Origin of the sequence: Cupriavidus necator N-1, from assembly GCF_000219215.1 — a bacterium.
Lineage (GTDB): Bacteria > Pseudomonadota > Gammaproteobacteria > Burkholderiales > Burkholderiaceae > Cupriavidus > Cupriavidus necator.
Genome location: NC_015726.1, coordinates 2,833,260 through 2,851,194, shown reverse-complemented (window position 1 = coordinate 2,851,194; position 17,935 = coordinate 2,833,260). Strand labels below are relative to the sequence as shown.

The following is a 17,935-nucleotide window of genomic DNA, read 5'->3' as shown; positions in this document are numbered from 1 at the left end:
AGGGGTGCATGAAGGTCCAGGTGGTCCCCGTGAGTGGCTTCAGCAGCCACCAGTGCTAGACGTTGTCGAGGGGGGAGGCCCGGGAACGAGTGGCGAGCGCCTGTGGGCATACATGGACTGCAAGCGCTGCTTAACCATTCTAGGCCTAGGGCGTTGCAGGAACCAGCTGACTTACAACAAAGCCGCCGGGCCCCGCGCGGCGCACCTTCCCCGGGGGGCGACAGCGCAAGCAAATTGCCACAGGAGGGGGTTGTCAGCGTATGCTCGGGACAAAAGGGCACGCCCCGCCCTGAATGCCGCCGCGCTGGCAAGCGGCGGTTCGGACTTCAAATCAGGGCGCCAGCCCGATCGCGCCCGCGGACTTTGCACAACAAAGGAGACAAAGATGTCGAGGCAGATCAAGAACAAGGCCGAACTGCGTGCCCTGGTACGCGCCGAGCAGTCGAAGTTCGCCGCTTGCGAGGGCGCCTGCTTTGGCGATGTGGTCTGGCACGCGCCGGACACCGGCGGCTGCAACTGGAGCCTGTCCACGATGGAGGGCGGCAACAGCAGCGCCTGCGTGGAAGCGCTGCGTCCCTTCACCGACAAGCTGCGCGAGACCTATAACGTGCCCGACGAGGACAGGTAGCCCGCGGTATTACGCGGGGGCCTGCGCGGTCGACAGCATCCGCTCCACATAGCGGGCGATCAGGTCGATCTCCAGGTTGACGCGCGCGCCCGGCTTGAGTTCCTGCAGCGTGGTGACTTCCACGGTGTGCGGGATCAGGTTGATGGAGAACACGCAGCCGTCGGCTTCGTCATTGACGCGGTTGACGGTCAGCGACACGCCGTTGACCACGACCGAGCCCTTGTATGCCAGGTAGCGTGCCAGCACGCGCGGGGCGCGGATGCGCAGTTCATGCGATTCGCCCACCGGCGCGAAGTGCACGACTTCGCCCAGGCCGTCGACGTGCCCGGACACCAGGTGGCCGCCCAGGCGGTCGGCCAGGCGCAGGGCCTTTTCCAGGTTGACACGGCCGGTGCTCTCCAGCCCCACGGTCTTGTCCAGCGACTCGCGCGAGACTTCGACGTCGAAACTGTCGGGCGCCATGGCGATCACGGTCATGCACGCGCCCTGGATGGCGATGCTGTCGCCGATGATGACGTCCGACAGGTCCAGCCCGCCCGCGGCGATGCGCAAGCGCACGCCGGCATCGGCGGCGCCCAGCGGGGTAATGGATTCAATGCGGCCGACTGCCGCGACAATGCCTGTAAACATGGTGGTGTCTTCTGCTTAGGGTATTTGGAATCTGGATACGCGGTGCCGGTGTGTGTCGCACTACGCGTCGTTGCGCCGGGCGATCAGCCGCAGGTCGTCGCCGATCTGCCGGATCTCATGCCAGCGGAACTGCGCGGCGTCCTGCAGCCGCGCCAGCGGCGGCAGGTTGAACATGCCCTGGGCATCGCCCAGCAGCTTGGGCGCGAGGTAGATCAGCAGCTCGTCGGCGCAGTGCTCGCGCACCAGCGAACCGTTGAGCTTGAAGCCGGCCTCCACGTGCAGCTCGTTGATGCCGCGCCGGCCGAGTTCTTCCAACATGCGGCGCAACTCGACCTTGCCGTGCGGGTTGGGCAGGACCACGACTTCGGCGCCACGGCTTTCCAGTGCGCGCTGGCGCTGCCGGTCCTCCACCGCGCAGAACACCAGCACCGGCTTGGCGAACTCGCCAGTGTCCGGCGTTAGGATCCGCGCGTCCAACGGGACCTCCAGTCGCGAATCGACCAGCACCCGCTGCGGCTGGCGCAGCGTGGCGATGGCCCGCACCGTCAGCGCGGGGTTGTCGTCGCGCACGGTGCCGATGCCGGTCAGGATCGCGCACGCACGTGCGCGCCAGGCATGGCCGTCGTCGCGCGCGGCCTGGCCGGTGATCCACTGGCTGGTGCCGTCATGCAGCGCGGTGCCGCCGTCCATCGATGCCGCCACCTTGACGCGCACCCACGGCAGCCCGCGCGTCATGCGTGAGACAAAGCCGATATTCAGGTCGCGCGCTTCCTTTTCCAGCAGGCCGCAGCGCACGTCGACGCCGGCCTCGCGCAACCGCTGCAGGCCGCGCCCGGACACCGAAGGGTTGGGGTCTTCCATGGCCGCCACCACGCGCGCCACGCCCGCGCGCACCAGCGCATCGGCGCACGGCGGCGTGCGCCCGAAATGGCTGCACGGCTCCAGCGTGACATAGGCGGTGGCGCCGGCCGGGTCCAGCCCGCGCGCCAGCGCGTCCTTCATCGCCTGGATCTCGGCATGATCCTGCCCGGCCGGCTGGGTGAACCCCTGGCCGATGACCTGGCCATCCTTGACGAGCACGCAGCCGACGCGCGGGTTGGGCGTGGTGTTGAACATGCCCCGCGCGGCGAGCGCAAGGGCCTGTTGCATGGCGGCGTGGTCGGTATCGGAAAACATTCGGCGGTTGCGTTTGCCTTGGCGCAGCGATCTGGAATACAGGGCTGCCGGGGTTATGGTGGTCCGGAGGACTCCGTCGCATCGCAGTCAGCGTCGCAGCCGGGTGTGCAGAGTCGGATACGTCCCTGCGCGCCCAGCCTGACTTGCCGCTGCTCGCCACGGCAGCCGAGCGTGAAAGTGGCGGCCTGGAAACCGCCCTGCTCAGATCGAGAGTATCCCACAGGCAGGAATTTCAGCACATTCGTGCCGCGGGCGGTCTGGCGCCGTCACCCACAGGCAGGGCATGCCCGGTTCCACCACGGACAGCACCGCGCGTCGCTCCGGGTCGCCGTCTGCCGTGACCAGTTGCCAGCCGGGGCCCAGCGTCGCCTCGCCCGGCAGCGGCTGCAGCGTCACCTCGAGGCGGCGCGCCAGTGCGGTGGCCCGCGCCGGCGCCAGCGAGGCCGCCAGCCGGTCGGCCGCAGGTGTGACCTGTTGCCGGGCGAGCAGGCCGCTGAACACCGGATAGGATGCCGCCGCCAGCAGTGCCAGGACGGCCAGGCCGGCGAGCAGCTCGGCCAGGGTCAGGCCATGGCGGCGGCGGAGTGCGTGGCGGGCCATCGCGCCTTCAGCAATGGACGGAAGCGGCCGCGGCACGGCTTCACCTTCGGGCAGCGCCAGCCACTGTCCGGTGCTGCGCAGGATCAGCACGCCGCACTCCGGGTCGGGCCGCTGCGGGACGGCATGTAATTCAACACAGGTATCCAGGGCGGCCTGCGGGCATGCCGCGGCTGTCACGATATGACGCACGATGCCGGCGGCGGGTACGGGAAGTGGCCATTCCCCGGCGGCCACTTCGGCACCGGGCTCGGCGGCAAAAAACGTCATGGCGCCGACGGCGTGGCGCTCCAGTTGCAGCATTCCCTCGGTCAGCGCGGTACGCGCCTGCGCCGGCCATCCCCGCATCAGGTGGCCGTGCCACGCGGGAATCGCGATGGCAGGGCCTGCGACGGCGGCGCCGGGTGTTGGCAACGGGTCGGCGCCTTATGGGCGGTCACCGAGACTGGCAGGGACCGTCAGACTAGCTGTCGCGAGCAGGCGAATACGTGCCTAAGCGTGAAGGATTTGCAGAATGTTGTTTCGGTCTTCCTGGGAACAGCTACCAAGCAGCCTCGCTTACTGACACACCGAGGTTTGTGTCGGCACGGGCGCGCATACGCGGACCCTGCCCAACTGGCTGATATCGATGAGTTTCTGGTTGCCGGTGCCCAGTCCCATCAGCACCTGGGCAGACTGCATCGCATCCGCCAGCGTGCGTGTATAGCCTACGGGCGAATAGGAGAGGACCGTCGACTGCGGCGTGCTGGAGAACGCTACAGTCAATCCCTGGGCGGAGGGGACATGCTGAACCAGCGCGGTTTGGCCAGTGCAGTCCGCGTTTCGATTGGGGTTCAGGCAGACAGTCCAGCCGTTGTGCCAGTCATTGCTGACGGGCGCCACGGTGACCCAGCTATTGCGCGATAGCGCACTGGCCCGTGCCAGGGAAAGCGACGAAGCCAGCGCGTCTGCTTCAGTGGCAAGCGTGTTGCGCTGAATGAACGAAGTGTAGGCGGGTGCCGCCATGCCGGCGAGGATGGCCAGCACGACCAGTGTGACCAGCAGTTCGATCAGCGTGAACCCGGTCTGAGGTTGGGGGGATTGATCGCGCATCACCAGCATCCCTGGGGCAGGTTCGCGAAGGCGGTGACATTGTTGATCAGCACGCCACGCTCGCCGGTGCTGCGTAGCAGCAGCGTGCCGCACCGGTTGTCGGCGATGACGGGCGTGGCGCTGACCTGCACGCATTCGTTGAATGCCAGGCCCGTGCACGCGCCGGATGCGATCGTGTAGTTGCCGCTTTCCGAGGTTTGCGGGAAGCCGCGCCAGGCGCGCGTGCTGTCGGCGGGGTCGACGTAGGAGTTGGCCTGTGCGTAACGACGCTCCAGTGCCTGCATGGCCGTCATCAGTGCGGCCTTGGCTTCGGTGCGGCGCCCGCGGGCAACATGTTCAGCGTAGTTGGGATACGCAATGCCGGCGAGGATGCCAAGGATGGCGATGGCAATCAGCATCTCCATCAGCGTGAAGCCGCTGGCGTGGTGACGCCAGTGACCGTGGCAGCGCTTCATTTTGCGGCTCCGAAATTGCGAATCTCGCGCCAGCCAAGGCGCCCGGTGGTGGGATGCCCCCCGTCGGTGGCCGTGTTGCCGGACACAAGCGGCCTGCTGGACAACGACGCGTCTGCGCTGCGGCCGCCACCCGATGCGCCGAACGAAAACACGTCGATGAACTTCAGCGTAGTGATCTGGCCGACAGCATTGCGTTGCGGATCCACCGTGGTCCTGGTCTGGATCAGCACCGGCGCACCCAGGATGCCGAAGGTGGAGGGATCGCCGGTCGATGTCCCCGTGGCGGGCATGCCGGTCAGCGCATTGATCTGGTAGCGGCCGCTGTTGCTGGAGGCACCGCAAAGGTCATCACCGGTCATCAGCGAATTGAACCAGATCTTTCCGTAAGCCGGCACGAGCGCGGTGACCTGGCGTTCTCCGTTGCCCGGGAAATCAAAGTACCACCCCGCCTTCTGTCCCGTCTTTGAGCCGAGGCTATAGCTGCGTGACGAATATTCGTAAGCGCCCTTGCTGTTGCGGGTCAAGGTGACCGGGTTCAGCATGCTGCGGTCTGCAATCGACTGGGAGCCTCCGGCATCGTAGATGCCGTACATGGCGTTCCGGGTCAGCGTGCCGGTGGTGATGGTGTCGGCAGGCTCCAGGTACTTCCCGGTGCCGAACACCACCATATAGCCTCCGGGCGCGTAGACCCATTTGGGCTGGACCGTGATCGGCTGCGGTTTTCCGCTGGCATCGCGGGCCTGGAACAGCGGCCGGCCGTAGTTGCCGCCGCCGTAGTACGGTAGTGCCCCGGCAGCGTTCCAGGTGGATGGGCCGCCATTCAGGATGAACTTCCAGAGGCGGCCCTGGAGGTCGCCGGCGTAGGCGGCGACGGTCTGCCCGTCGGTCAGCCGCACCAGCGCCGGCGAGCTCAGCCCGTTGGCAATGCTGGCGGTGGCGTCCGCTGCCATCGAGATCTTCCAGTAATTGACGCCCAGTTGCCACGGCGTCCCGGCCGGCTTGTCCAGTGCCACGATGAACAGCACCGAAGGCGCAGCCGGATTGCTCGCGCCATCCGCATCGTTGGCATTCAGGCCGTTGCCCGTCATGGCAAACCACTTGTACACAGGCTTGTTGTCGGAGTCCTTGCCGGCAAACAGCTTGACGATCTGGGGCGGCGACATGACGTTGCCCATGTCGGCATCATCCTTGTCCGTGAACTCCCACAATACATTGCCGGTTCCGACGCTGGCAGGATCGCTGACATTCAGCGCAAAGAGGCCTTGCGCGCCGCCACCCATGCCAGAGACCAGCACGGTCTGCCAGGCGTTGCCCACCCTGGCTTCCGCCACGGCAGGCGTGGCGTCCACGTACGGCCGATGGATATAGCTCGGCGAGGTCAGCTGGGTCAGGTTGGCGAACACTGCGTTTGGCACGTAGGCAAACAGTTCAGAGCCATTGGCCGCATTGAAGGCGTGGAGCATGCCATCGTTGGCGCCGATAAATACGGCGGCAGTACGCCGGCTGTGGGCCTTGTAGAACGTGGTGTAGTCGCTTTCCGCGATGGTCCCGGACGGGGCCGCCATATAGACGGGGCCCGAATTGACGATGTCGCCCAGCAGTGAGTCGCGCAAGCGCATGGTCCCCGTGCTGCCGGTGGCTTGTTCCTGGCTGCGCTCGCCACGCAGGTAGCTGAGCCGGCTCTGGGCTACGGTGTCAGTCTCTGTCGGCACGATCTTCAGTGCGGCCTTCTGCGCGGCGTTGAGAGATTTCCATTCGAAGGTGGCGCCCGCACCCGCGCCGGTTCCTGCATTGTCGACCGTGCCCGACGGGACCCAGGTCAGCAGATTGCGGGCAGCGGTGCGCGCAGTCAGCACCTTGCCGGCCTCCCAGGTTTCGGTGTTGGAGATCTGAACGCCGGTGTTGGGATCATTGGTCACCGCCAGTGCCGACAGGCGCCCGTTCCAGCGCTGGTCGAATCCGGGGGTGAACAGGAGGGTGTCGCTCGCGACCTGGGAAGAGGTCAGTGCCACGCCAGACAATGTGCCGGCCGCATTGACGATTTGCGCGAAGACCTTCTTGATGGAAGCAATCATGGCGGCCGGCTGCCCGGCCAAGAACCAGTTGGCGGGGACATTCGATCCGCCCGACGATTCCCATTCGGCATTGCTGGTGACGGTGGTGCCGCTGGCCCCCTTGGTGCGGAACGGATTGCCATCACCGTTCTGGTCGTCAAAGCCGCCGTACTTTGCCGCCAGGTACATCTGGCTGCGGCGCTGTTCATCGCCCACGCTGCCGTTCCCGTTCTCATTGACGTCGATGCTGAACGTGGTGACTCGCAATTCCGGCATATCCGGGCGGAAGCCGTAGGTATGGGCCCAATACGCGACGCCGGCCATATAGTAGGTGCCGTGGCCGCTGGAGCCGGTGTCGGCGCCAGCCAGGTTGGCGAGCGAGGCATCGGGGCGGCTGTTGCCAGATGTTCCCGAACTCTCAAGATCGGCCACCGCCTGCGTCCAGGTCATGACATCGAAGCTGTACTTGCTGAATTTCGACATCGCGTCTGCCGGCCTTGCCGGGTCATTGGCAGAGACCGGCTTGCCACCGGAGAGGTAGGTCGTCCTGCCGTTGCCAGGGATGTATCGGTCCCAGTGCGTGTTGATATCGGCAATGGCAAGGACGTAGTTCTTCTGGCAACTGGCAAGGATGGGGTCTGTCCATTGCGTGTAGACCGGAAATCCATCCTTGTACGCGCTGGCGTTGTCGATGGCTTCGGGCGTTGGTTGTCGGCCTTGCAGGTAGCGGATGCTCTCGTAGTAGAGTTCGCCGACGGGATCCAATGACTTGTAGGCGCCGGAACGCCCGAACTGATTCAGGTAATTGATGACACCGCTGATGTTCTCTGACGCGCTCTCGGGGTTCTGGATGAATACGCCGTCGTCATCCCATTCCCGGCGCAGGTTGCTGGCTTGATTGAAATTGCTGTCGACAGTGTTTGGCCCCACATACTTCAGGGGCGCGCGCAAGACACCGCCATAACGGGTATTGGCACTGTCGTTCAGATAGCCAAACGCGCCAAAGCGGACCTTGTCGGCGTTGCGCTGCATTTCACCAGCCGGCTTGTACCCGGTGCGATACAGCTTGCAGAGATCGGTGCGGGACTTGGCTTCGCTTGCATCGCAGACTTGCACCCGTACCAGGTAGGTGCCCTGGTTCTTGTACTTGCCGGGGCTCGCGCAGCTGGCGCCGGATTCGGTGCTGTCCCCGAAGAACACCTTGTTGCCGCATGAAGTGATGTAAAGGGTCCGGCTGGTGAAAGGCGTGACCGAGGACGCCTTGTCGTAAGTCTTGCGGGGGAAGTAGGAGCTGCTGTTGAAAAAACTGTCCTGCAGCACGGCACGTTGCAGGATGGTCTGCGTGGCGGTGTCAACCACGCGGTCGCCCCCGGTCAGCGCGTATCGCAGCATATCGATGGCCGAGGCCGTGGCCCAGTTCATGAAGTTGCCGCTGAACTGGCCCGCGCATGTGTGATCGGCCGTGTTGGCATCGCCAGCAATGACAAAATAGCCGTTGCTGTCGCCCCCGCTGTAGTTGTAGCACTTGAGCGGATTGAAGTAGCCGATGTATTCGGTGGCCGGTGAATACGTGCCGGAGCGATAGGCTGCCCCAACCGTGGGGAACTCTACCGAGAGCGTCAGCAGCAGGTTGGGGTGGATATTCTGATTGCGGCCGTACAGCGGTGCCTGCGCGATCTTGACGGTCGCGAGGCTGCTCTGTTCTGTCGCGGCAAGCAACGCGCCGGCGGGCAGGCTGAGAAGCGCAGCCATGGCCGCGAACAGGAATTTCCGGATGCGGCTCATTTGCCGTGCTCCGCGACAGTCATGGGCGTTGCCATTCATTCCCCCTTTCGGTAGTACGACTGCAACATGACCCGGGTCGCCGGGTTTGCGCCAAAGCCGACGGCCGTGACGCGGAAGATGTATGCGCCCTCGCTCGCGCCTGGCGACATGTCGTTGATCGGCTCGATGATGTAGCGCGGCAGCGCGGCAGGCAGCAGCCCGCCGGTCGCGGTCGGGAACCTGCGGCCGGTGAAGGTGCCATAGGCGGTGGTGCGTGCGTTGGCGCCAGTCTGGCTGAAGTCAACGGTGAGCCAGTTCGGCGTACCGTCGAGCACCGGGTCGCACAGTCCCTGGAAGGGTGAGGCGCCTGTCACGCCCGTATTGCAGCCCGCCACGAACGGCAGGACATTCATCGTGGTGCCGGAGAAGATGGCCGACCGGCTGGTTGGCGCGGCGACACCCTGGATGTCGATTTCTGCATCCAGCAAGGCTGCCTCGGCCGCTTGCTGAGCCAGGTCCCGGTCGCGCTGGTTCGATGCCATGCGCTTGCTGCCAATGGCCAGCCGGGCGCCGGCGATGGCGATGACGCTGATGATCAGCAGCATCACCAGGGCGGTGATCAGCGCGATGCCACGCGGGTTGGGTCGCGCGGTGCGGGCGTTCATGTCGGCGAGCACGTGGTGCAGGTGGCCATGTTCCGGAGCTGTACTGTGACGGTGTACAGTCGTCGCATCCGCTGCAGTTGCGTGGCTGGTGTGAAGGACGTGTCGTTGCCCGGCGAGCCCGGGAACAGGCGCCCAAACAGGCGGAAGGTTGGCGGATCCTGGGGCGATGCGCTGGCGGTATCGCCCATCAGCACCATGGCAATCTTGATGGCGACGACGTTCTGCCAGGTGGTGGGCAGGGCCAGCACCTCGGTGGCTGACAGGAAGCGGTCCGGGGTCTGGTCGAAATTCGTATCCACGCCGTAGAGCACCTGGAAGACTTCGACGCCTGAGATCAGCGAAACAGCCTGGTACGCCGTGACTGCCGTGAGGATTTCCTTGTTGGCGGCGTCCCGTGGACGATACCCACACATCAGCTGAGGCATGCCGCTGGCATCGTTGCTGACATAGAAGACCGCCATGCCGCGCGCGAGATCTGCGTCTTCCCAGGCCTGCGGCTCGGCGACGCCGTTGCCGGAGCAGTCGATCATGCTGTTGTCCGGAACGGTGCGGTCCTGCTGCGTGCCCGAACCGAAGAAGCGGACCTGCAGCACATCGCTCTTGTTCACGGCGCCCGCCTGGGCAGGACACGCGAGGTTTTGCGCCGGGTTGCCGAGGTCTTGCGTGGGGGCGCCGCAGCTGTCGAGGCCGCTGATGGTCGGCGACAGGCTCGTGGTCGTGAGCATGACGCCTCCAGGGCTGGGCGCGGGTGGCCCGCTGGCGCCGGGCGAGGCCGCGGCGCTGTTGCCCGCATAGTTGCTCCAGGCGGCCTGGCGCACGATCCGCACCACGGTATCCACCGCAAAGCGGCCTTTCTCATCCAGCGCCGTGGTGTCGTCGATGCTGTTGTAGTTGGCTCGCCCGGTCAGGTAGAGCGCCGCGGCAGCCATGATCAGGAGCAGGCTCAGCGTCATCGCTACCATCAGCTCCACCAGCGACAGCCCCAGCTGACGATGCCGGCCGGGGTTGAGATACGTCCTGGCGTTCCGCATGTCAGTTCACCGTACCCTGCGTGGCCACGATGACCACCTGGGGGCGCGTGCCCATGTCGGACATGTCGACCCGTGCCGCGACGGTTTTGGCGGCAAGCCGCGAGATCCATCCGATCTTGATGACAATCGGTGCGTCGTCCGGGCGGCCAGTGGCCGATGGCGTGCATCCCCATGAGAAGCCGGTGGTCTGGTCGTACGCAACCATGTCCCGGCAAATCACGGCGCGTCCGCCAGGCAGGCCTGTGCTGACACGCTCCCAGAACTCGGCGACATCGAAATCCGCCAGTTGCTGCGCGCACCCGGCCGCCGTGCCCGAGCAGGCGATCGCGTACGGGCTGTTTGCTGCCGTGAGCGCGGGTGGCTGCCCGGTGGCGGTGTCGATGAAGTAGCGGTTCGGGGTGATGGCTTCCGCCGCCGCGCCGGTTTGCGAGACGGCAGGATTGGCACGCATGCGCTCGGCCATCTCGGTGGCCAGCTGCATGGCAGTGGTGTCGTAGGAAGCTTGTTGCGTGAAGCGGGATGAATTCAGCAGCAGGCTGGCGACGCCGAGCACGCCAACCGCCAGAACGACAATTGCCACCAATGCTTCGAGCATGGCAAAGCCGGCTGCCCCGCGGCAGCGTTGACCCATTCTGACCCCCGTCAAAAGACGTCCGACTTCGTTAACTTCTTTTTTTGGTCTGCAATCCGGGCCCTTTTAATATGCGACAGCGGGCCTTGCGGAAATGCAACGGGGATTAAACAACGATTTTGTTACTTTTACTACCCCTTCCGGGGGGTGGACGCCGCAAATTCATCCAGCACGTCGCGGAATTCCGACACGTCCTCAAAGCTCCGGTACACCGAAGCAAAGCGGATATACGCAATCTTGTCGAGCTTGCGCAATTCGCGCATCACCAGCTCGCCGACCTGGCTGCTGGGGATTTCCTTTTCGCCCAGGGCCAGCAGTTTTTCTTCGATACGGGTGATGGCTTCGTCGATGGCTTCGGCCGAGACCGGGCGCTTGCGCAGCGCCAGGCGCATGGAATCCTTCAGCTTGGCGCGGGTGTAGTCGACGCGCGAGCCGTTTTTCTTGACGATGGCGGGGAAGAACAGCTCGATCCGCTCATAGGTGGTGAAGCGGCGGTCGCAGGCTTCGCAGCGGCGGCGCCGGCGCACGGCATCGCCGTCTTCCGACATGCGCGTGTCGAGTACCTGGGTATTGGAATGACCGCAAAAGGGGCATTTCATGCCGGACCACCTTCAGTTGAACCCCGTCGCCTTGTCCGTGTTGTCGTTCTGCGGTGGCGGGGCGGGTTGGCGAGGCCCGCAAGCCGGTGCCCCGGGGCGCCGGCTTGCGGAGCTGCCGGCCGCTCATGCGAACCCGCATGGGCGGCCTCGATGCATCAGCCGTAGACCGGGAAACGCTTGGTCAGGGCTGCCGCCTGCTCGCGCACGCTGGCGATGTTGGCGGCGTCGTGCGGGTTGTCCAGCACATCGGCGATCAGGTTGCCGACGATGCGGGCTTCTTCTTCCTTGAAGCCGCGCGTGGTCATGGCCGGCGAGCCCAGGCGGATGCCCGAGGTCACGAACGGCTTTTCCGGATCGTTGGGGATGGCGTTCTTGTTGACGGTGATATGCGCCTCGCCCAGGATGCGCTCGGCTTCCTTGCCGGTGATGTTCTTGGCGCGCAGGTCGACCAGCATCACGTGGCTTTCGGTACGGCCCGAGACAATGCGCAGGCCGCGCGCGATCAGGGTCTCGGCCAGCACGGCGGCGTTCTTCACCACTTGCTGCTGGTAGGCCTTGAACTCAGGCGTCAGCGCTTCCTTGAACGCGACCGCCTTGCCGGCGATCACGTGCATCAGCGGGCCGCCCTGGATGCCGGGGAAGATCGCCGAGTTGATGGCCTTCTCGTGCTCGGCCTTCATCAGGATCACGCCGCCGCGCGGGCCGCGCAGGCTCTTGTGCGTGGTGGTGGTGACGAAGTCGGCGTGCGGCACCGGGTTCGGGTAGACGCCCGCGGCGATCAGGCCGGCGTAGTGGGCCATGTCGACCATGAAGTAGGCGCCGATCGACTTGGCCACCTTGCTGATGCGCTCGAAGTCGATGCGCAGCGCGAAGGCCGAGGCGCCGGCGATGATCAGCTTGGGCTTCTTCTCTTGCGCCAGCTTTTCCAGCGCATCGTAATCGATGTCTTCCTGGGCGTTCAGGCCGTAGCTGACCACGTTGAACCACTTGCCGCTCATGTTCAGGGCCATGCCGTGGGTCAGGTGGCCGCCTTCGGCCAGGCTCATGCCCATGATGGTGTCGCCCGGCTTGAGCACGGCGAAGTACACACCCTGGTTGGCCTGCGAGCCCGAGTTGGGCTGCACGTTGGCGGCTTCGGCGCCGAACAGCTGCTTGACGCGGTCAATGGCCAGCTGCTCGACCACGTCGACGTACTCGCAACCGCCGTAGTAGCGCTTGCCGGGATAGCCCTCCGCGTACTTGTTGGTCAGCTGCGAACCCTGGGCGGCCATCACGGCCGGCGAGGTGTAGTTCTCGGAGGCGATCAGCTCGATGTGGTCTTCCTGGCGCTGGTTTTCCTGCTGGATGGCGGCAAAGACCTCGGGGTCGATCTGGTCGATCGTAAAACGGCTGCGTTCGAACATGGCGAAACTCGTCTGAAAAATAGGGAATCCGATTCACGCATCGGGGGTAGGGCGCGCGGGGAAGGCTAGCGGCGACCAGCACCGGCGGCACGTTGTAACCGTCGGTGCAGGGCGCACCCTGCTTCCCATTCGCTGCCCAGGCGAGCGGCAGGCGCAAGCAACTTCACGCCTAGGCGTGCTGAACGTTACGCGAACGCGCAATGAACGTCACGCCAGAGAACTTGCGCTTCCTCGTGGTAGTGCCCACTGACTTCGCCAGTCGCGCAAGATGGAATGGTTGCGCGCAGTGTAGCGCGAGGCGGGCGCCCGCCGCAAGCCGTCGGCCCCGCCAGGCAAGCGCTGGCAAGGGCTGGCCAGCAACTTGCTGTTGCAAAGTCGTCATGCGGGTTTACACGAAACCGCTATCGCTCTCCGTTACAATCGCGGCCATGACAAACTTTGTCTGGACCCTGCGGGTGTACTGGGAAGACACCGACGCGGGTGGCGTAGTGTTCTACGCCAACTACCTGAAGTTCTTCGAGCGCGCCCGCACCGAGTGGCTGCGTGCGCTCGGCATCGAGCAGCAGTCGCTCGCCGACGAGGCGGGCGTGGTCTTTATCGTCCGCAGTACGGCGGTGGACTACAATGCGCCCGCCCGGCTGGATGACCAGCTCGAGATCCGCACGCGCATCGACCGGGTCGGCCCGGCGTCGGTCCAGTTCACCCAGGAAGCCTGGCGTGGCGAGCTGATGCTGGCATCTGGCGCGATCCGCGTTGGGTGTGTCGATCGAAGCACTTTCCGTCCCGCCCCGATTCCCGACCCCGTTCTAGCTACCATCAAGTCCGCACGATGAATCCCGTGACCGTCACGCAAGACATGTCGATCGTAACGCTGGTGCTCCACGCCAGCCTGCTGGCACAGGCCGTCATGGTGCTGTTGCTCGTCATGTCCCTATTTTCGTGGACCTATATCTTCCGCAAGCACCTGGCGGTGCGCTCAGCACGCACCCAGACCGAGGGGTTCGAACGCGACTTCTGGGCCGGCGGCGACCTGCAGGCGCTATATAACAGTGCCGTCAACAACCGCCACAACACCGGCGCGCTGGAGCGGATCTTTGAATCCGGCATGGGCGAGTTCCTGAAGGCGCGCGAGCGCGGCAACGAAGCCGGCGCGCTGCTCGATGCGGCCCGGCGCGCGATGCGCGCGGCCTACCAGCGCGAGATGGATGTGCTGGAATCGCATCTGCCGTTCCTGGCGTCGGTGGGTTCGGTGAGCCCGTATATCGGCCTGTTCGGCACGGTATGGGGGATCATGAACGCATTCCGCGGCCTGTCGAATGTGCAGCAGGCGACGCTCGCATCGGTGGCCCCCGGTATTGCCGAGGCGCTGGTGGCGACCGCGATCGGCCTGTTCGCGGCGATTCCGGCGGTGATCGCCTACAACCGCTATGCCACGGAGATCGACCGCCTGGCGATCCGGTTCGAGAGCTTCATGGAAGAGTTCCTGAACATCCTGCAACGGCAGGCACGCTAACTGCACACGTATCGAATCTAATCCAGACGGTCCGGGCGCAAGCCCGGGCCGGCGTTTCCAGGAGTCCTGCAATGGCAGCCATTCAGCGCCGCGGCGGCTCGCGCCGCCGGGCCAGCGCCGAGATCAATGTCGTGCCGTATATCGACGTCATGCTCGTGCTGCTGGTCATCTTCATGGTGGCGGCGCCGATCGTGAGCCCCGCCACCGTCGACCTGCCCACCGTAGCCAACGCCACGCCGCAGCAGAAGGCGCCGCCGATCGTGGTCACCGTGCACGAGAGCGGCCAGCTCACCGCGCGCGGCAAGGACAACGCCGGCAATGCCTTCGAGCGCAAGGTCGACAAGCAGGGCCTGCTCGACTTTGTGCACCAGCGCCAGAACGAGAATCCCGACCAGCCGGTGGTGATTGCCGCCGACCGCTCGGTCAAGTACGAGGCGGTGCTGGACGTGATGTCGATCCTGAAAGCCGATGGCATCAAGCGCGTCGGCCTGATGGTCAAGTCCAAGACCTCCTGACGCATTGAAGCGCCTATCTGATTGCCGTTGCGCCTGATGAAGACCGTCGCCGCCTATCCCTACCAGCCGGTCAAGGAGCGGGGAACCCTGCGTTCCTTCCTGTTCGCGCTCTTCATGCACATGCTGCTGGCTGTCGTGCTGTACTACGGCGTGCGCTTGCAGAGCAGCACCCCGGTCGGCGCCGAGGCCGAGCTGTGGGAAGAGATTCCGGCCGCCACCGCGCCCCCGCCGCCGCCGCCGGCGCCGGTGGTGCAGCCGCGCCCGGCCCCGCCGCTGCCCGAGGTGAAGAGCAAGGTCGAGGACGACGCCGACATCGCGCTGGAACGCCAGAAGCGCCGTGCCGAGGCGGCAGCGCGCGAAGAGGCCGAGCGCAAGCAGGCGGCCGCGCGCAAGGAAGCCGAGCGCAAAGAGGCGGAACGCAAGGAAGCCGAGCGCAGGGAAGCGGAACAGCGCGAGGCCGAGCGCAAGGAAGCCCAGCGCAAGGACGACGCGAAGAAGAAGGCAGCGCAGCAGCAGGAACAGCAGCGCAAGGAGCAGGCCGAGCGCAAGGAAGCAGAACGCAAGGAAGCGGACGCCAAGGCCAAGGCCCAGGCGGACGCCAAGGCCCAGGCGGACGCCAAGGCCAAGGCTGACGCCGAGAACAAGGCCAAGGCCAAGGCGGATGCCGACGCCAAGGCCAAGCGCGAGGCTGCGGCCAGTGCCCAGCGCAAGAGCGAGCTGGCGCGCCTGCAGGCGCTGGCCGGCGGCTCCGGCGCGGGCGGTGGCGGCGTGGGCAGCACGGCCGGCGCGGGTGCCGGCGGCGGTGGCAAGGCTTCGCCCGGCTATCCCGACCGCGTACGCCGCCGCGTGAAACCGAACATCGTCTTCACCGACGACGTAGACGGCAACCCGACTGCGGTGGTGTCTGTGCGGCTGGCGCCGGACGGCTCGCTGATGTCGGCGCGGCTGGCCAAGTCCAGCGGCAACTCGGCGTGGGACAACGCCGTGCTGCGCGCGGTCGAGCGTTCCGACCCGCTGCCGCGTGACGAGGACGGCAAGGCGCCGGCCAGCTTCACCATCACCTTCCGGCCGAAGGACTGAGTGGCCCGTAACGCATGATTTGCAACATAATGCAACCTTCATCGCCGGGTTTCAGTCCCATCGCTACCATGGCAGGTTGCCTGACGCGGCCGGCAGTGTGCAGCACGCACGCAGATCGGGCATGCGCCATGCGCAGCGCCCGACCTGCCCGTTTTGCCGATTGCCTGCCGTGCCCGACGAATCTTGTAATCGACTGAGGAGCAGCATGCGAAAGCTTTGGGCCCCCAACTGGCTGTCCGCGAGGCGGCACAACGCAACCCAACCCGAATCCCAACGCGCCATCGGCCCGGCCCCCCTGGCCGGCCGCCGCGCGCTGATGGCCTGGCTGGCCGCGGCGATGACGATGGCAGCCGGCGCCGCGCACGCGCAACTCAACGTTGAGATCTCCGGGGTCGGTTCCAGCCAGATTCCGGTTGCGACCGCCAACTTCCAGGGCGAGGCCCAGGCCCCGCAGAACCTGACCGCGATCATCCGCGCCGACCTGACGCGCAGCGGGCGCCTGCGCAATGTCGATCCGGGCGGCGCCACGGTGGCGGAATCCGCCAATGTCGACCTGGGCAGCTGGAAGTCGCGCGGCGCCGATGCCTTCGTCGCCGGCAGCGTGACCCCGGCCGCCGGCGGCAAGTATGAGGTCCGCTTCCGCCTGTACGACACCGTCAAGGGCCAGAGCCTGGGCGGGCTGGCCTTTACCGTCAACCAGTCCCAGCTGCGCGTGACCGCGCACAAGATCGCCGACTACATCTATGAAAAGCTGCTGGGCGAGCGCGGCGTGTTTGCCACGCGCCTGTCCTACGTGTCGAAGGTGGGCGGCCGCTACCAGCTGCTGATTTCCGACTCGGACGGCCAGAACGCGCAGGTGGCGCTGACCAGCAACGAGCCGATCATCTCGCCGTCGTGGTCGCCGGACGGCGCGCGCGTGGCCTATGTCTCGTTCGAGGCCAAGAAGCCGGTGGTGTATGTGCACGACCTGGCCAGCGGCAAGCGCACGCTGGTGTCGAACCAGAAGGGCAACAACAGCGCGCCGTCGTGGTCGCCTGACGGCCAGCACCTGGCACTGGCGCTGTCGCGCGACGGCAATACCCAGGTCTACCAGGTCAATGCCGACGGCTCCGGCGTCCGCCGCCTGTCCCGCAGCAGTGCCATCGACACCGAGCCGCAGTACTCGCCCGACGGCAAGAGCATCTACTTCACCAGCGACCGCGGCGGTGCGCCGCAGGTTTACCGCATGCCCGCTTCCGGCGAGGAAGGTGGCGGTGCGCAACGTGTCACCTTCAAGGGCAGCTACAACGTGAGCCCGCGTATTTCGCCGGACGGCAAGTACCTGGCGTACATCTCGCGCACGGGCGGCTTCAAGCTGCAGCTGCAGGACCTGAGCAACGGCGACGTGACGTCGCTGACCGATACGGCCAACGACGAAGCGCCCAGCTTTGCCGCCAACGGCAAGTACATCCTCTATGCCACCCGAGTGGGCGGTCGCGCGGTGCTGGCGGCGGTTTCCACTGACGGGCGTACCCGGCAGGTTCTGTCCCTCCAGTCCGGCGATGTTCGCGAGCCGTCCTGGGGTCCTTTCATGCAATAACAGGAGTCATTCACCATGCCCCAACTGATGAGCAAAACCCTTGCCGTTGCCGCACTGCTGGCCCTTGGCGCCTGCAGCTCCGGCGTCAAGCTGGACGACACCGCCAAAGCCGGCGCCGGCGCGGGCACCGGTGCCGATGCGCGCGCCGTGACCCCGGTGACGGCCGCCGATCCGCTGAACGATCCGAACAGCCCGCTGGCCAAGCGCAGCGTGTACTTCGACTTCGACAGCTACAGCGTCAAGTCTGACTACCAGGGCATGCTGGGCGAGCACGCCAAGTACCTGGGCTCGAACAAAGGCCGCAAGATCCTGATCCAGGGCAACACCGACGAACGCGGCACCAGCGAGTACAACCTGGCGCTGGGCCAGAAGCGTGCCGAAGCCGTGCGCCGCTCGCTGGCCTCGATGGGTGTGCCCGACACCCAAATGGAAGCCGTGAGCCTGGGCAAGGAAAAGCCCAAGGCCGCCGGCCATGATGAAGCCTCGTGGGCCGAAAACCGCCGCGCGGACATCAACTACTGAT

17 protein-coding genes, 1 pseudogene and 1 riboswitch are annotated in these 17,935 nt (G+C 65.7%); of the genes and pseudogenes, 7 read left to right on the top strand and 11 right to left on the bottom strand.

The window, feature by feature from the left end:
• Positions 1–385: 385 nt before the first annotated feature.
• Positions 386–628 (top strand): hypothetical protein, encoded by a 243-nt coding sequence (locus CNE_RS13390; RefSeq protein WP_013957640.1) that lies wholly within the window; start codon positions 386–388, stop codon positions 626–628.
• Positions 629–637: 9 nt separating this feature from the next.
• Here the strand turns inward: CNE_RS13390 and CNE_RS13385 are convergent, their stop codons facing one another.
• The 11 genes and pseudogenes from CNE_RS13385 to glyA form a co-directional block, all read right to left on the bottom strand.
• Positions 638–1,258, bottom strand: coding sequence for a riboflavin synthase (locus tag CNE_RS13385; RefSeq protein WP_013957639.1), 621 nt, complete (start codon positions 1,256–1,258; stop codon positions 638–640).
• 60 nt (positions 1,259–1,318) lie between these two features.
• Entirely contained in the window at positions 1,319–2,434 is a 1,116-nt protein-coding gene (gene ribD, locus CNE_RS13380; protein ID WP_013957638.1) for a bifunctional diaminohydroxyphosphoribosylaminopyrimidine deaminase/5-amino-6-(5-phosphoribosylamino)uracil reductase RibD, read from the bottom strand.
• Positions 2,435–2,487: 53 nt separating this feature from the next.
• Positions 2,488–3,034 (bottom strand): annotated as a pseudogene (locus tag CNE_RS13375) (GspH/FimT family protein).
• A 555-nt stretch (positions 3,035–3,589) separates the two neighbouring features.
• Positions 3,590–4,123: a GspH/FimT family pseudopilin gene (locus CNE_RS13365; RefSeq protein ID WP_013957636.1), complete on the bottom strand. Its 534-nt coding sequence runs from the start codon at positions 4,121–4,123 to the stop codon at positions 3,590–3,592.
• A complete protein-coding gene (locus tag CNE_RS13360) occupies positions 4,123–4,578 on the bottom strand; it encodes a type IV pilin protein (protein ID WP_013957635.1) in 456 nt (151 codons plus the stop codon). The genes CNE_RS13365 and CNE_RS13360 overlap by 1 nt, the downstream gene beginning before the upstream one ends.
• Positions 4,575–8,417, bottom strand: a complete 3,843-nt coding sequence (locus CNE_RS13355; RefSeq protein ID WP_013957634.1) for a pilus assembly protein — start codon at positions 8,415–8,417, stop codon at positions 4,575–4,577. The genes CNE_RS13360 and CNE_RS13355 overlap by 4 nt, the downstream gene beginning before the upstream one ends.
• A 35-nt stretch (positions 8,418–8,452) precedes the next feature.
• Positions 8,453–9,061 carry a pilus assembly PilX family protein gene (locus tag CNE_RS13350; protein WP_013957633.1) on the bottom strand — a complete coding sequence of 203 codons (609 nt, stop codon included), beginning with the start codon at positions 9,059–9,061 and terminating at the stop codon, positions 8,453–8,455.
• On the bottom strand, positions 9,058–10,092 hold the full coding sequence (locus CNE_RS13345) for a PilW family protein (protein ID WP_013957632.1): 1,035 nt from the start codon (positions 10,090–10,092) through the stop codon (positions 9,058–9,060). Before CNE_RS13345 ends, CNE_RS13350 begins: the two co-directional genes overlap by 4 nt.
• A 1-nt stretch (position 10,093) precedes the next feature.
• Positions 10,094–10,723, bottom strand: a complete 630-nt coding sequence (gene pilV / locus CNE_RS13340) for a type IV pilus modification protein PilV (RefSeq protein WP_013957631.1) — start codon at positions 10,721–10,723, stop codon at positions 10,094–10,096.
• Positions 10,724–10,854: 131 nt separating this feature from the next.
• Positions 10,855–11,322, bottom strand: coding sequence for a transcriptional regulator NrdR (gene nrdR, locus CNE_RS13335; RefSeq protein WP_010813743.1), 468 nt, complete (start codon positions 11,320–11,322; stop codon positions 10,855–10,857).
• A gap of 155 nt (positions 11,323–11,477) precedes the next feature.
• Complete coding sequence (glyA, locus tag CNE_RS13330) at positions 11,478–12,725, bottom strand: serine hydroxymethyltransferase (RefSeq protein ID WP_013957630.1); 1,248 nt, start codon at positions 12,723–12,725, stop codon at positions 11,478–11,480.
• Between the two features lie 127 nt (positions 12,726–12,852).
• A riboswitch (ZMP/ZTP riboswitch) is annotated at positions 12,853–12,998 on the bottom strand.
• A gap of 155 nt (positions 12,999–13,153) precedes the next feature.
• Here glyA and ybgC point away from each other — a divergent pair.
• From ybgC to pal, 6 genes are all read left to right on the top strand, one after another.
• The gene (gene ybgC, locus CNE_RS13325) at positions 13,154–13,558 is read left to right on the top strand and encodes a tol-pal system-associated acyl-CoA thioesterase (protein ID WP_010813741.1); all 405 of its coding nucleotides are present in this window, start codon (positions 13,154–13,156) and stop codon (positions 13,556–13,558) included.
• Complete coding sequence (gene tolQ / locus CNE_RS13320) at positions 13,555–14,238, top strand: protein TolQ (RefSeq protein ID WP_013957629.1); 684 nt, start codon at positions 13,555–13,557, stop codon at positions 14,236–14,238. Before ybgC ends, tolQ begins: the two co-directional genes overlap by 4 nt.
• Positions 14,239–14,309: 71 nt before the next feature.
• Positions 14,310–14,753 carry a protein TolR gene (tolR, locus tag CNE_RS13315; protein WP_013957628.1) on the top strand — a complete coding sequence of 148 codons (444 nt, stop codon included), beginning with the start codon at positions 14,310–14,312 and terminating at the stop codon, positions 14,751–14,753.
• A gap of 36 nt (positions 14,754–14,789) precedes the next feature.
• Positions 14,790–15,833: a cell envelope integrity protein TolA gene (gene tolA / locus CNE_RS13310; protein ID WP_049800571.1), complete on the top strand. Its 1,044-nt coding sequence runs from the start codon at positions 14,790–14,792 to the stop codon at positions 15,831–15,833.
• A gap of 205 nt (positions 15,834–16,038) precedes the next feature.
• Complete coding sequence (gene tolB, locus CNE_RS13305) at positions 16,039–17,412, top strand: Tol-Pal system beta propeller repeat protein TolB (protein ID WP_013957626.1); 1,374 nt, start codon at positions 16,039–16,041, stop codon at positions 17,410–17,412.
• Between the two features lie 15 nt (positions 17,413–17,427).
• Positions 17,428–17,934, top strand: a complete 507-nt coding sequence (gene pal / locus CNE_RS13300; RefSeq protein WP_013957625.1) for a peptidoglycan-associated lipoprotein Pal — start codon at positions 17,428–17,430, stop codon at positions 17,932–17,934.
• Position 17,935 lies beyond the last annotated feature (1 nt).

Bases quoted from the DNA above. Each gene is read 5' to 3' on its own strand.
- nrdR (WP_010813743.1), bottom strand. From the start codon at position 11,322: ATGAAATGCCCCTTTTGCGGTCATTCCAATACCCAGGTACTCGACACG.
- tolB (WP_013957626.1), top strand. From the start codon at position 16,039: ATGCGAAAGCTTTGGGCCCCCAACTGGCTGTCCGCGAGGCGGCACAAC.
- CNE_RS13360 (WP_013957635.1), bottom strand. From the start codon at position 4,578: ATGAAGCGCTGCCACGGTCACTGGCGTCACCACGCCAGCGGCTTCACG.
- pilV (WP_013957631.1), bottom strand. From the start codon at position 10,723: ATGGGTCAACGCTGCCGCGGGGCAGCCGGCTTTGCCATGCTCGAAGCA.
- CNE_RS13345 (WP_013957632.1), bottom strand. From the start codon at position 10,092: ATGCGGAACGCCAGGACGTATCTCAACCCCGGCCGGCATCGTCAGCTG.
- CNE_RS13390 (WP_013957640.1), top strand. From the start codon at position 386: ATGTCGAGGCAGATCAAGAACAAGGCCGAACTGCGTGCCCTGGTACGC.
- CNE_RS13350 (WP_013957633.1), bottom strand. From the start codon at position 9,061: ATGAACGCCCGCACCGCGCGACCCAACCCGCGTGGCATCGCGCTGATC.
- glyA (WP_013957630.1), bottom strand. From the start codon at position 12,725: ATGTTCGAACGCAGCCGTTTTACGATCGACCAGATCGACCCCGAGGTC.
- tolQ (WP_013957629.1), top strand. From the start codon at position 13,555: ATGAATCCCGTGACCGTCACGCAAGACATGTCGATCGTAACGCTGGTG.
- CNE_RS13365 (WP_013957636.1), bottom strand. From the start codon at position 4,123: ATGCGCGATCAATCCCCCCAACCTCAGACCGGGTTCACGCTGATCGAA.
- tolR (WP_013957628.1), top strand. From the start codon at position 14,310: ATGGCAGCCATTCAGCGCCGCGGCGGCTCGCGCCGCCGGGCCAGCGCC.
- CNE_RS13355 (WP_013957634.1), bottom strand. From the start codon at position 8,417: ATGAGCCGCATCCGGAAATTCCTGTTCGCGGCCATGGCTGCGCTTCTC.
- ybgC (WP_010813741.1), top strand. From the start codon at position 13,154: ATGACAAACTTTGTCTGGACCCTGCGGGTGTACTGGGAAGACACCGAC.
- pal (WP_013957625.1), top strand. From the start codon at position 17,428: ATGCCCCAACTGATGAGCAAAACCCTTGCCGTTGCCGCACTGCTGGCC.
- tolA (WP_049800571.1), top strand. From the start codon at position 14,790: ATGAAGACCGTCGCCGCCTATCCCTACCAGCCGGTCAAGGAGCGGGGA.
- CNE_RS13385 (WP_013957639.1), bottom strand. From the start codon at position 1,258: ATGTTTACAGGCATTGTCGCGGCAGTCGGCCGCATTGAATCCATTACC.
- ribD (WP_013957638.1), bottom strand. From the start codon at position 2,434: ATGTTTTCCGATACCGACCACGCCGCCATGCAACAGGCCCTTGCGCTC.